This window comes from Micromonospora sp. CNZ295 (genome assembly GCF_004217535.1).
On sequence record NZ_SHKZ01000001.1, the window covers coordinates 1073629 to 1087045 of the forward strand.

At 73.2% G+C, this 13417-nt stretch carries 11 protein-coding genes; 9 read left to right on the plus strand and 2 right to left on the minus strand.

Annotation, left to right across the window (positions count from 1 at the left end; genetic code table 11):
- Window positions 1–17 precede the first annotated feature (17 nt).
- Window positions 18–1481, minus strand: coding sequence for a CCA tRNA nucleotidyltransferase (locus tag EV376_RS05075; RefSeq protein ID WP_130320987.1), 1464 nt, complete (start codon window positions 1479–1481; stop codon window positions 18–20).
- 132 nt (window positions 1482–1613) lie between these two features.
- On the opposite strand from EV376_RS05075, the gene murJ reads away from it, so the two are divergent.
- From murJ to EV376_RS05110, 7 genes are all read left to right on the plus strand, one after another.
- Window positions 1614–3338, plus strand: coding sequence for a murein biosynthesis integral membrane protein MurJ (gene murJ, locus EV376_RS05080; RefSeq protein WP_130320988.1), 1725 nt, complete (start codon window positions 1614–1616; stop codon window positions 3336–3338).
- A gap of 460 nt (window positions 3339–3798) precedes the next feature.
- A complete protein-coding gene (locus EV376_RS05085; RefSeq protein ID WP_130320989.1) occupies window positions 3799–5403 on the plus strand; it encodes a protein kinase family protein in 1605 nt (534 codons plus the stop codon).
- A 43-nt stretch (window positions 5404–5446) separates the two neighbouring features.
- Window positions 5447–6187, plus strand: coding sequence for an RNA polymerase sigma factor SigM (gene sigM, locus EV376_RS05090; RefSeq protein WP_130320990.1), 741 nt, complete (start codon window positions 5447–5449; stop codon window positions 6185–6187).
- Window positions 6184–7119: a hypothetical protein gene (locus tag EV376_RS05095; RefSeq protein WP_130320991.1), complete on the plus strand. Its 936-nt coding sequence runs from the start codon at window positions 6184–6186 to the stop codon at window positions 7117–7119. Before sigM ends, EV376_RS05095 begins: the two co-directional genes overlap by 4 nt.
- 181 nt (window positions 7120–7300) lie before the next feature.
- Window positions 7301–8254, plus strand: coding sequence for a thioredoxin-disulfide reductase (gene trxB, locus EV376_RS05100; protein WP_130320992.1), 954 nt, complete (start codon window positions 7301–7303; stop codon window positions 8252–8254).
- Between the two features lie 31 nt (window positions 8255–8285).
- Complete coding sequence (trxA, locus tag EV376_RS05105) at window positions 8286–8609, plus strand: thioredoxin (protein WP_130320993.1); 324 nt, start codon at window positions 8286–8288, stop codon at window positions 8607–8609.
- Window positions 8610–8828: 219 nt separating this feature from the next.
- Window positions 8829–9992, plus strand: a complete 1164-nt coding sequence (locus EV376_RS05110) for an N-acetylmuramoyl-L-alanine amidase (RefSeq protein ID WP_130320994.1) — start codon at window positions 8829–8831, stop codon at window positions 9990–9992.
- Window positions 9993–10016: 24 nt separating this feature from the next.
- Here EV376_RS05110 and EV376_RS05115 read toward each other — a convergent pair whose 3' ends face one another.
- On the minus strand, window positions 10017–10682 hold the full coding sequence (locus EV376_RS05115) for a GNAT family N-acetyltransferase (RefSeq protein ID WP_130320995.1): 666 nt from the start codon (window positions 10680–10682) through the stop codon (window positions 10017–10019).
- Window positions 10683–10977: 295 nt separating this feature from the next.
- On the opposite strand from EV376_RS05115, the gene EV376_RS05120 reads away from it, so the two are divergent.
- The gene (locus tag EV376_RS05120; protein WP_130320996.1) at window positions 10978–12291 is read left to right on the plus strand and encodes an aminotransferase-like domain-containing protein; all 1314 of its coding nucleotides are present in this window, start codon (window positions 10978–10980) and stop codon (window positions 12289–12291) included.
- Window positions 12292–12298: 7 nt separating this feature from the next.
- Window positions 12299–13279: a D-alanine--D-alanine ligase gene (locus EV376_RS05125; protein ID WP_130320997.1), complete on the plus strand. Its 981-nt coding sequence runs from the start codon at window positions 12299–12301 to the stop codon at window positions 13277–13279.
- Window positions 13280–13417: the final 138 nt, after the last annotated feature.

Genomic DNA, 13417 nt, shown 5'->3' on the forward strand with positions numbered 1-13417 from the left:
GCGCCCTTCGCGTCGGCTCAGTCGCGCAGGCCCTGCTCCCGGGCCCAGCGCAGCAGCTCCGCCTCGGCCTCGGCCCGCTCCAGGGGGCCGCGCTCCAGCCGCAGCTCCTTGAGGTGCTTCCAGGCGCGCCCGACGACCGGCCCCGGCGGTACGCCGAGCAGCTCCATGATCGCGTTTCCGTCCAGGTCGGGGCGGACCCGGGCCAGATCCTCCTCGGCGGCGATCCGGGCGATCCGCTCCTCCAGCGCGTCGTAGTCGGCGGCGAGCTGAGCGGCCTTGCGCCGGTTGCGGGTGGTGCAGTCGGAGCGGGTCAGCTTGTGCAGCCGCGGCAGCAGGTCGCCCGCGTCGGCCACGTACCGGCGGACCGCCGAGTCGGTCCACTCGCCCCGCCCGTACCCGTAGAACCGCAGGTGCAGGGCGACCAGCGTGGTGACCTTGGCGGTCACGTCCTTGGGGTAGCGCAGCGCCTTCATCCGGGCCTTGGTCAGCCGGGCGCCGACCACCTCGTGGTGGTGGAAGCTGACCCGGCCGTCCGGGCCCACCGCCTTCGTGGCCGGCTTGCCGACGTCGTGCATGAGCGCGGCCATCCGGAGGATGAAGTCGCAGCCGTCGTCCTCGTACGAGACCGCGTTGCTCACCACGGTCAGCGTGTGCTCGTACACGTCCTTGTGCTGCGCGTGCTCGTCGATCTCCAGCTTCAGCCCGGCCAGCTCGGGCAGGAACCGGTCGGCCAGACCGGTGTCGACCAGCAGGCGCAGGCCGGTCACCGGGTCGGCGCCGCAGAGCAGCTTGGTGAACTCGTCCCGGATCCGCTCCGCGGTGATCCGGTCCAGGTCGGCCGCCATCCGGGTCATCGCCGTCCGCACGTCGGGGTGGACCGCGAACCGCAGCTGCGCGGCGAACCGGGCCGCCCGCAGCATCCGCAACGGGTCGTCGCCGAACGACTCGTGCGGCGCGCCCGGCGTGCGAATGACCCGGGCGGCGAGGTCGACCAGGCCGCCGTGCGGGTCGGTGAACCGGTGGTCGGGCAGGCTCACCGCCATCGCGTTGATCGTGAAGTCCCGGCGGCGCAGGTCCTCGGTCAGATCCGTGCCGTACTCGACCACGGGGTTACGGCTGACCTGGTCGTACGACTCGGCCCGGAACGTCGTGATCTCCAGGCGCAGGCCGTCGCGCTGGACGCCGATGGTGCCGAACTCGCGCCCGGTCTCCCAGATCGACTCCGCCCAGCCGCGGACGATCCGCAGCGTCTGGTCGGGGTGCGCGTCGGTGCAGAAGTCCAGGTCCTCGCCGAGCCGGCCAAGCAGGGCGTCCCGGACGGAACCGCCGACCAGGTGCAATTCGTGCCCGGCCGTCGCGAACCGGCGGCCCAGTTCGTCGGCGACCGGCGAGACCCGGAGCAGTTCGGCTACGGCGGTGCGCTGCGCGGCGGTGAGCTCGCGGCGGTCGGCGGCGTACGGTGCGGAGGCGGCGTCGGACATCGGACGGCCAGCCTATCGGGCGGGGCGGGCATCCCGTCCGGCGGGCGCGGGTAACGACGGGCCGTTGACTAAGGTCTGTGGGCGGGCTCCGACTCGGTGGCGGGCTCCGACGTACCCCTGGAGGCGACAAGGATGAGCGGCCGGGTCTACCGCAGCGCGAACGCGCAGGGTGGCGACGACGGGGCCTTCATCGCCGCCGAGCCGCTCAACCAGCCGGCGGCCGAGGCGGTCGCACCGCCCCAGGAGGTGGTGGCCGAGGGCAGCGCCGCGGCCAACAGCATGGTGATGGCCGTCGGCAGCCTGGTCAGCCGGGGCACCGGCTTCATCCGCAACCTGATGATCGGCGCCGCCCTGGGCAACCTGGTCGGCAACGCGTACACCACCGCGCTGTTCCTCCCGAACCAGGTGTACGAGTTCCTGCTCGGCGGCGTGCTGACCAGCGTGCTGGTTCCGGTGCTGGTCCGGCGGCGCAAGGCCGACCCGGACCGCGGCGAGGCGTACGCGCAGCGCCTGCTCACCCTGGCGGTGGTGGCGCTCGCCGTCGCCGTCCTGGCCGCCCTGGCCCTTGCGTCGACGCTCACCGCCATCTACGCCGGCGGCAAGGACAACGACTACCAGGGCCTGGTCACCGACCTGTCGTACCTGATGCTGCCGATGCTGTTCTTCACCGGCGTCAGCGCCCTGATCGCCGCCGTGTTGAACACCCGGGGCCACTTCGCGGCACCGATGTGGGCGCCGATCCTGAACAACCTGGTGGTCATCGGCACGTTCGGCCTCTACATCGTGGTCTACGGCGCGGAGGCCCTGCGGCCGGACCAGCTGGGCCTGGGCCAGATCCTCCTGGTCGGCGGGGGGACGCTGCTGGGTGTCGCGGTGCAGGCCGCCGGGCTGCTGCCGGCCCTGCGCAAGGTCGGTTTCCGGTGGAAGCTGCGGTTCGACTTCCGCGAGCTCGGGCTGCGCGAGCTGGCCCGGCTCGGCGGCTGGATGTTCTGCTACGTCGCGGTCAACCAGCTCGGCCTGTTCGTGGTGGTCAACCTGCTCACCCGCGTGGCCGGGGAGGACGACGCCGGCCTGCTGATCTACAACAACGTGTTCCTGCTGCTGATGATGGCGCACGGGATCATCGCCGTGTCGATCATCACCGCGCTGATGCCGCGGATGAGCGCGGCCGCGGCGGACGGCCGGTTCGGGGACCTCACCGCCGACCTGTCCCGGGGCACCCGGATGGTCACGGCCGTGCTCGCCCCGATCGCGGTCTGCTACGCCGTGCTGGCCGCACCGATCTCGGTGGTGGTGTTCCGCTACGGCGCATTCACCGGGGACAACGCGGTGGCGACCTCGACGGTGCTGCTGGTCGCCGCGGTGGGGCTGGTGCCCTTCGCGATCAGCCAGCTGTTCACCTTCGCGTTCTACGCGCTGCCGGACACCCGCACGCCGGCGCTGGTCAACATCCCGGTGGTGGTGCTGCGGGTGCTGCTCCAGATCGGGCTCTTCGTCGCCTTCTCGGCCACTTTCGCGGCGGCGGGCATGATGCTCGGCAACGCGATCTCGTACGTGGCGGCGGCGGTCCTGTCGGCCATGCTGCTGCGGCCCCGGGTCGGGCGGATCGGGTTGGGCGGGATCATGCGCACGATGGGCAAGGTGCTCGTCGCCGCGCTCGGGTCGGCCCTGGTCGGTCTCCTGGTGGTCAGCCTGCTGCCGGGTGAACCGGCGAGTCTCGGCTGGCTCGCGGCGGCCGTCCAGTTGCTCATCGGTGGGGCCGTGATCGGCGGCGCGTACCTCGGGCTGGCCATGCTGCTGCGGATCGGGGAGATCACCGAGGTGGTCGGGATGGTGCGCCGCCGGCTCGGTCGCTGAGCGTACGGTCCGGCGGTCGGACGAGCCGCCGCCCGGATGGACTGCACGCTGAGTGAACGAGGATCACCAGCCTGGGGATGCGGCTGTGGATAACTTCGGGTTCCAGCGCTCACCGACCGGATGGTCCTGTGGATAACCGGCCGGAAGGCCGAGCATGGCCGACCGTGGCGCGGGAACTACCAACCGTCGGCGTGGCTGTCTGTTCCGGTTCCGGCCCCTCCGACGACTACTTGCGGTCAACCTCTAGATTGGCTAGTACATGTGCAAGCAACGTGGCTGACAACGGTCGTAAGCGGACAAGTCCGCTGACTGCCGGCAGCCTCTCCCGGTGCGGCGGGAAGATGACATGTCGAGGAGCCGGCCAACCCGGGTAAGGTCGCTCTCGACGGGTACGGCAGGCGCCGGCGCTCGCGCGCCGACACCGGTCGGCCGGTTCCTGGAAAGCAGAGCGGAAGCCACAATGCCCAGCAGCGCGGGTCCATCGATCGACAAGATCACCGAGGGAGGACGGGTGACCCAGGTCGGCGAGGGTCAGGAGGCGGACGAGAGCGCTCCGTCGGTCATGACCTTCGGTGCTCCCACGGCCGGTGAGGTCCTCGCCGAGCGGTACGAACTCGTCGAGCACATCAACAACGACAGCGCAGGCCGACTGGTCTGGCGCGGGGTCGACGTCGTGCTGCGCCGTCCTGTCGCGGTGGTGCTGCGCTACCCCGGTGGCGACTCCGCGACCGAGATGCTCCAGGCCGCCGTCGCGGCCAGCCGGGTCATCCACCCCAATCTGGTCGGCGTCTACGACGCGATCGACGAGGGCGAGCGGGCGTACGTGGTCCGCGAGTGGGTCGACGGGCAGTCGCTTCGCGAACACGTGACCGAGGAGCCGCTCGACCCGGCCCGTGCCACCGCCGTCGGCAACGCGGTCGCCAGCGCCCTGGCCGCGGTGCACGCCACCGGGATGGTGCACGGCAACGTCCATCCCGGCACGGTCATGATCAGCGATGACGGTCGGGTGGTGCTGGCCGACGCGCGCACCGACGGGGACGACAGCCAGGAGAGCGACGTCCGGGCCGTCGGCGGCGTCCTGTACTTCGCCCTGACCGGCCACTGGCCGCACACCGAGGTCCCGCTGCGCGGCGCGACCGCCGGCCACGGCCGCGCGGCCATCCCCGACGCCCTCCGGGACGCGGAGGGGGTGCTCGCCGCGCCGCGCCAGATCCGGGCCGGTGTTCCGGCGTACCTGGACGACCTCACCATGGACCTGCTGGACACCGAGATCACGCCCCCGCCGTCGGACGTGCTCGCGGCGGAGCTGGCCCGGCTGGACGTCCCGGCCGACGAGCACTTCCTGGACAACACCGGTCCGCTGCGCTTCGCCGCCGAGACCGAGGAGGAGCCGTCGCCGCTGGCCGCCGCGGGCGGGCGCAAGGTCGCCATCGGGATCGCCGGCCTGCTGGCCGTCGCGCTGGTCGGTCTGCTGGTCGGCATCAGCGCCCTCGGCAACGGTGACGACTCCGACCGGCGCCCGAACTCGGCCGCCGTCCCCACCCCCAGCACCTCGGCCGGGGACGCGACTCCGGCAGCCGCCGCAGTCGGCCCGCTGAGGATCAGCGCCGCCAAGATCGTTGACGATCCCGCCGGGGACCGCAAGGAGGTCCGCGACGCCGAGAAGGTCTTCGACGGCAGCGAGGACGACGGCTGGGAGACCCAGACCTACAACCGGTCCAACTTCGGCAACTTCAAGAAGGGCATGGGGGTCTGGATCGATCTCGGCGAGCCGCACACCGTCAAGTCGCTGCAGGTCAAGCTCTCCGCCCGCGGGGCGTCCGCCCGGCTGTTCGCCGGCACCAACGACCACCCGTCCTCGAAGGCGGGCGACGACGCGCTCTACCAGGAGTACTCGAAGAACCCGGTCGGCCAGCCCTTCGAGGACGCCGACACCACGATGACCTTCATCGGCTTCGACCCCGACAAGCAGTACCGCTACCTGCTGTTCTGGCTCACCGACCTGCCGGCCAACGATGGTGGCTACAAGGTCGGTGTCCAGGAGATCACGGTCCAGGGATCGTGATCCGACAGCCGCGTTCCGGGCACCGCCTCCGCCGGACGTGGTGATGCCGACGAACGGGACCACCGGGCGGCCGGCGGGCGACGACCTCCCGCCGGCCGGCGCCGCGCCGTCCGACCTCGACCTGCTGCGCGCCCACGTCGCGGGTGACCCGGACGCGTTCGCCGAGCTGTTCCGCCGCCACCGGGACCGCCTGTGGGCGGTCGCGCTCCGCACGCTCGGTGACCGCGAGGAGGCAGCCGACGCGCTGCAGGACGCGCTGCTGTCCGCCCACCGCGCCGCCGGGCGGTTCCGTGGCGACTCGGCGGTGACCACCTGGCTGCACCGGATCGTGGTCAACGCCTGCCTGGACCGCGTACGGCGCCGGCAGGCGCACCCGACCGTGCCGCTACCGGACGGTGTGCGGGACGCCGAGGGAGCGACCGGCGGCGTGGAACCGGCCGTCCCCGCACCCGACCACGAGACCGCCCTCGTCGTCCGGGAGGCGCTGGCGGGGCTGCCGATCGAGCAGCGCGCCGCGCTGATCCTGGTCGACGTGCAGGGCTACCCGGTCGCCGAGGCGGCCCGCATCCTCGGCGTCGCCGAGGGGACGGTCAAGAGCCGGTGCGCCCGCGGCCGGGCCCGGTTGGCGACGGTGCTCGGGCACCTCCGTCCGAGGCCCGAGGCCGGGCCCCCGCGGTCCGGCGGGAACGTGCCGGCCGTCACGCGGGGGAACCCACAGCCCGCCGGGGGCGTCGGATCGGTGTCGGGGCGGTCCCGGCGCGACAGCCACCAGGAGGACTCGTGACGGCCGGGGGGTTCCGGGAGGTCGACCACGACCTGCTCGCCGACTACGTCGGCGGGGCGCTGGACGGCACCCCGGACGAGGTGACGGTCGGCCGCCTGGTCGAGGAGGACGCGGCCTGGGCCGGCGCGTACGCCCGCCTCGCTCCGGCGGTCGCGGACGTGCGTGCCGACCTCCTCGCCTGGGGCGCCCCGGCGGAGGAGATGCCCGCGGACGTCACCGACCGGATCGTCGCGGCGCTGGCCGCCGCCGGCGAGGGTGGGCCGGTCGAGACGGCACGCACCCCGGCCGGGCCGGTCGTCCCGGTCCAGCCGCACGGCGCTCCGCGACGACCCGGCGGCGTGCCCCGGCCGGGCTCGCCCGCGACGGCCGGCCCCGGCCGGCGGCGTCGGCGCTGGACGCGGATCGGCGCCCCCGTCGCGCTCGCCGCGGCTGCGGTGACCGCGGTCGGTCTCCTCGGCCTGGACCAGCTCGACGGCGGGCAGGCCGGCGACAGCGCGGTCACCGGAGCGGGCTCCGAGGCGGCGGCTCCGGCCGTCGGCCAGCCGCTGCGCACCGCCGCACCCCCGCTGCGCAGCGGTCGGAACTACACGCCGGAGGAGCTGGCCGCCGCGCCGGCACGGGCCTTCGCCAGTGACGGCCCGCTGGTCCAGAGCAGCCGGGACCAGGAGGGCGGCCGGGTGGCCGGACCGATCGGGCTCGACCGGCTCCACGACCCCGGTGCCCTCACGGCCTGCCTCAGCGAGATCGGCGCCGAGCACGGCAACGGTCCACTGGTGGTCGACCTGGTCGACTACGCCCGCTTCCAGGGCCTTCCGGCGCTGGTGGTGCGCTTCACCGACGCCACCGGCACCCGGTGGGCCTGGGTGAGCGGTCCCGAGTGCGGCGTGCCCGGGTCCGGCTCGGACAACCGGTACCGGACGCGGGTAGGGTGAGACCACGATCGCAGGGGCGATGTCCCGCGACGTGACGTGACCCACCGGATGACCGGCTCGGGAATCCCCGGTTCGTCGATGACGTTCTGCACATCAGCTGCCGGCACTGGCTGAGGGCGCCGGCACCGGATCGGCATCGGTGCGCGCGTCGATGGCGAACACACACAATCGGGAGACGGCAGTGGACGAGGTCCGCAACCTGATCATCATCGGCTCCGGGCCGGCCGGGTACACCGCGGCGGTCTACGCCGCGCGCGCCAACCTCAATCCGCTGGTCATCGAGGGCGTGCAGTCCGGCGGTGCGCTGATGACCACCACCGAGGTGGAGAACTTCCCGGGTTTCGCCGACGGCATCCTCGGCCCCGAGCTGATGGACAACATGCGCAAGCAGGCCGAGCGGTTCGGCGCTGAGTTCCTGACCGACGACGCCACCCGGGTCGAGCTCAAGGACACCGGTGAGATCGGGTCGGACGCGGTGAGCACCGTCTGGGTGGGCGAGACCGCCTACCGGGCCAAGGCCGTCATCCTCGCCACCGGCTCCGCGTGGCGGCCGCTGGGCGTGCCCGGCGAGCAGGAGTACCTCGGCCACGGCGTCTCCTCCTGCGCCACCTGCGACGGCTTCTTCTTCCGCAACCAGCACATCGTGGTGGTCGGCGGCGGTGACTCGGCCATGGAGGAGGCCAGCTTCCTGACCCGGTTCGCCGAGTCGGTCACGATCATCCACCGCCGGGACGCGTTCCGGGCCAGCAAGATCATGGCTGCGCGCGCGCTGGGCAACGACAAGATCAAGGTCGAGTGGAACACCGTCGTCGAGGAGATCCTCGGCGCCGACGGCAAGGTCTCCGGCGTCCGCGTGCGCAACGTGCACACCGGCGAGACCAAGGTGCTCGACGTGACCGGCGTCTTCGTGGCCATCGGCCACGACCCCCGCAGCGAGCTCTTCCGGGGCCAGGTGGAGCTGGACGGCGAGGGGTACGTCAAGGTGGAGGCCCCCAGCACCCGGACCAGCATCCCCGGCGTGTTCGCCGCCGGCGACCTGGTCGACCACACCTACCGGCAGGCGATCACCGCCGCCGGCACGGGCTGCGCCGCCGCCCTGGACGCCGAGCGCTTCATCGCCACGATCCAGGGCTGAACAACCGAACACATCCCCGAGGAGGGTCGTAGTGGGAGCAACCAAGTCGGTCACCGACGCCAGCTTCGCCACGGACGTGCTCAAGTCCGACAAGCCGGTTCTGGTGGACTTCTGGGCCGAGTGGTGCGGACCGTGCCGGAAGGTGTCGCCGCTGCTCGAGGAGATCGCCGGCGAGATGGGTGACCAGGTCACCATCGTCAAGGTCAACATCGACGAGAACCCGGAGACGGCCCGCACTTACCGGGTCATGTCGGTGCCGACCCTCACGGTGTTCAAGAACGGGGAGCCGGTGCAGTCGATCGCCGGCGCCAAGCCCAAGGGCGAGCTGGTGAAGCTCATCCAGTCAGCGCTCTGACCAGCGCGGACGCACCTCGACCCCGCATCCGGTGCCGCCGGATGCGGGGTCGCGTCTTTTTCCCGGCGCGCCGCACCTCGGGCCCGGCGAGCGCCTAACCTCAACCTCAGAGGGCTGTCGGGTGGCCCCGGGCGAGCGAGGCGGAGTCCAGCCGGCGCGGGTCACGACAGCCGCTCCGGGCCGCCCGGCCAGCCAGCGTCCGTGCAGAGGGGGTCGAGCGTGCGTCCGATCCGACCCGGTGACCGTGGACCGGCGGTCACCGAGATCCGTACGGTGCTGGCCGGCCTCGACCTGCTCGCCCCGTCGGCGCCGGACGCCGACGAGTTCGACGCCCACACCGAGCGGGCCGTACGGGCGTTCCAGCAGTCGCGGGGGCTGAGCGTCGACGGCCGGGTGGGCGCGGAGACCTGGCGGGCGCTCGACGCGGCCCGCTGGCGGCTCGGCGCCCGCACCCTCTACCACGCCGTGCCTGAGCCAATCACCGGCGAGGACGTCCGGTCACTCCAGGAGCGACTGCTGGAGATGGGGTACGACGTGGGCCGGGCCGACGCCATCTACGGCGTACGGACGTCCCGGGCGGTCGCCCAGTTCCAACGGGAGGTGGGGCTGACCCCGGACGGCACCTGCGGCCCCCACACCATGAACGCGCTGCGCCGGCTCGGCCGCAAGGTCGTCGGAGGGCGCCCGCAGTGGCTGCGCGAGTCCGACGCCATCCGGCAGTCCGGGCCCACCCTGGTCGGGCGGACCGTGGTCGTCGACCCCGGCCACGGCGGCACCGACCCCGGGGTGGTGGTGCCCGACGGCGCGCTGCGCTGGACCGAGGCCGACCTCGTCCACGACCTCGCCAGCCGCCTCGAAGGGCGGCTCGCGGCGGCCGGAGTGCGGGTCCAGCTCACCCGGGGTCCGGCGCAGCGGGAGTGCCCGCCCGACGTCGACCGCGCGGGCCTGGCCAACTCGCTCGGCGCGGACGTGTTCATCTCGCTGCACCTCGACGGACACGCCAACCCGGCGGCCGAGGGGGTGGCGACGTACCACTACGGCACCGACAACGGCGTCACCTCCGCCACCGGGGAGCGGTTGGCCGGCCTGGTGCAGCGGGAGATCGTCGCGCGGACCGGGCTGCGGGACTGCCGTACGCACGCGAAGGCGTGGGACCTCCTGCGGCTCACCCGGATGCCGGCCGTCCGCGTCGAGGTGGGCTACCTGACCTCGCCGGGTGACCGCGCCCGGCTGGTCGACCCCCGGTTCCGGGACCGGGTGGTGGAGGCGATCGTCGCGGCCGTCCAGCGGATGTACTACCCGGTCGAGCGGGACGTCCCGACCGGGTCGATCGACGTGAGCGAGCTGCGGGCGGTGGTGGCCGCCGGGACGGTGGTCGACTGAGCCGCGGTGGCGAGCGACCGGGCCTCAGCCAGCCGTCGACCGGGTCGCCGGGGCTGGGCGGACCGGCCGGAGCAGGGTCTCCGGGCTCATCGAGCCGAGCAGCTTCTCCAGCGCGTACTCGACGTCGGACTTCCAGCTCAACGCCGTGCGCAGCTCCAACCGCAGGCGGGGGAAGCGCGGATGGGGGCGGACCGTCTTGAAGCCCACCGAGAGGAAGAAGTCGGCCGGCGCCACGCAGGCCCGCGTCGGGTCGTCGCCGTCGCCGAACTTCGCGTCACCGAACGCCTCGATGGCCTTGATCCCGCGCTTGGTGAGGTCCCGGGCGACGCCCTGCACCAGCATCCGCCCCAGACCGCCCCCGGCGAACGCGGGCACCACCTTCGCCGTCATCAACAACGCCGCGTCCGGCGACACCGGCGAGGTGGGGAAGGCCATCGAGCGGGGCACGTACGCCGGCGGGGCGTACATCACGTAGCCGGCCGGCATGCCGTCGACGTACACCAGCTTGCCGCAGGACCCCCACTCCAGCAAGGTCTGCGAGACCCACGCCTCCTTCTCCAGCCCCGGGTCACCGGCGGCGCAGGCCCGGTCGGCAGAGACCGGGTCGAGCTCCCAGTAGACACACTGCCGGCAGGGGCGGGGCAGGTCCTCCAGGGTGTCCAGGGTCAAGCTGACCAGACGTCGCGACATTGGCGCATCCCCACATTAGGCTCGGAGGTGAGATCGGCACGGAGCGGCCCCGCCGCCTTCCCTGCCCCCGACGAGCGATCGTACGCCGGGTACGGACGGCGCGGGAGGGGACGCGCGAACGGGCACCGTGTGGGTGACCGGGCCGTCCGGGATGTGGACCTGGCCGTCCGGTCGGCGACGCTGCTGGTGGCGGCCGACTAGGATCGACATCCGGCGCCCCGAGTCGCCATGGTCGCCGGTGTCCCGGGTACGCCCGGGGCGGGGGAGGCACCCGAGCACGCATCGAGGTGATGGCATGACCGGCACGACGCTCGACGACTACACCGACCGGTACGCCCGTCGGGTCCGGGGCATGACCGCCTCGGAGATCCGGGCGCTCTTCGCGGTGGCCAGCCGGCCGGAGGTGGTCTCGCTCGCCGGCGGCGCGCCGTACATCGCCGCCCTTCCCCTGGACGCGGTCGGCGACATGCTCGGTCGGCTCGGCGCCGACCACGGCGTCACCACCCTCCAGTACGGCATCGGCCAGGGCACCCTGGAGCTGCGTGAGCGGATCTGCGAGGTGATGGCGCTCTCCGGCATCGACGCCGCCTGCGGCGCTTCCCCGGACGACGTCGTGGTCACCGTCGGCGGTCAGCAGGCGCTCGACCTGGTCGCGCGACTCTTCCTCGACCCGGGCGACGTGGTGCTCGCCGAGGGCCCGACGTACGTCGGGGCGCTCGGGGTGTTCCAGGCTGCCCAGGCACAGGTCGTGCACGTGCCGATGGACGACGACGGGCTGATCCCCGAGGCGCTGGAGGCGGCCATCGCCGAGCAGGCGCGGGCCGGGCGCCGGGTGAAGTTCCTCTACACCATCCCCACCTACCAGAACCCGACCGGCGTGACGCTGACCGAGGAGCGGCGGGAGCGGGTGCTCGACATCTGCGAGCGCGCCGGCCTGCTCGTGGTGGAGGACGACCCGTACGGTCAGCTCGGCTTCTCCGGCGACGCGCCGGCCCCGCTGCGCGCCCGCCGCCGGGACGGGGTCTTCTACCTGAGCACGTTCTCCAAGACCTTCGCCCCCGGGCTCCGGGTGGGCTGGATCCTCGCGCCGCACGCCGTGCGGGACAAGCTGGTGATCGCCAGCGAGGCGCAGATCCTCTGCCCCAGCGGCTACGCGCAGGCGGCCGTGTCGACCTACCTCGGGACGATGCCGTGGCGGGAGCAGCTCAAGGTCTACCGGGAGGTCTACCGCGAGCGGCGGGACGCCATGCTCGACGCCCTGGCGGACCTGATGCCGGACGGCACGACATGGACCCGGCCGGACGGCGGCCTCTTCGTCTGGGCGACCCTGCCCGACGGGTTGGACTCGAAGGCGATGATGCCCCGCGCCATCGCCGCCCGGGTCGCCTACGTGCCCGGCACCGGCTTCTACGCCGACGGCACCGGCACCGGCACCATGCGGCTCAACTTCTCGTTCCCGTCTCCGGAGCGGATCCGGGAGGGCGTCCGGCGGCTGGCCGGCGTCATGGAGCAGGACATCGCCATGCGCCGGGTGTTCGGCGCCGTCCGTCGCCCCGGTTCGCGGCGGGGCCAGGCCGGCTCGGACACGCCGGGACCTGACTTGGCATGATTCCGGCATGCGTACGACCGCTGCCGATCCCTCCGCCCTGACCGACCTCCGCGTGCTGGTGCTCGCCGGCGGCCTGTCCTACGAGCGGGACGTCTCCCTACGGTCCGGTCGCCGGGTGCTGGACGCCCTGCGCGCGGTCGGCGTCGACGCGGAGCAGCGCGACGCCGACGTCGCCCTGCTGCCGTCGCTCACCGCCGACCCGCCCGACGCGGTTGTCATCGCGCTGCACGGGGCCACGGGTGAGGACGGCTCGCTGCGCGGCGTGCTGGACCTGTGCGACGTCCCCTACGTCGGCTGCGACGCCCGCGCCTCCCGCCTCGCCTGGGACAAGCCGTCCGCCAAGGCGGTGCTGCGGGAGGCCGGCATCTCCACGCCCGACTGGGTGGCGCTGCCCCACGACCGCTTCTCCGAGCTCGGCGCGGTGGCGGTGCTGGACCGCATCGTGGACCGGCTGGGACTCCCCCTCATGGTGAAGCCCGCGCAGGGCGGTTCGGGTCTCGGCGCCGCCGTGGTCCGGGACGATGCGGCCCTGCCGGCGGCGATGGTGGGGTGTTTCGCGTACGACTCGACCGCGCTCGTCGAGCGCTACGTCCCGGGCATGGACGTGGCCGTGTCGGTGGTCGACCTCGGCGAGGGGCCACAGGCCCTACCGGCAGTGGAGATCGTTCCGCGCAACGGCGTGTACGACTACGCCGCCCGGTACACCGCGGGCCGCACCACCTGGCACACCCCGGCCCGGCTGACCAGCGAGGTGGCCGAGCTGGTCGCCGAGGTAGCCATCGCCGCCCACCGCGCCCTGGGGCTGCGCGACCTCAGCCGGGTGGATCTGATCGTCGACCCGGACGGCCGTCCGCACGTGCTCGAGGTGAACGTCGCGCCCGGCATGACCGAGACCTCGCTGCTGCCACTCGCCGTCCAGGCCGCCGGTCTCGACTTCGGCCGGGTGCTGGGCACGCTGGTCGCCCGTGCCGCCGCCCGCGGCAACTGACGCGACACTCCCCGGATCCGGGAGGTTGCCCGCCGGCTTCCCAGGCCGGGCCGTCAGCCGGCGCGCCGGCGCCTCGTCAGCGCCGGTCGTCCCCGGTCGCGCCGTCAGGTCCGTTGGACGGCGGGGCGGTCCGACGGG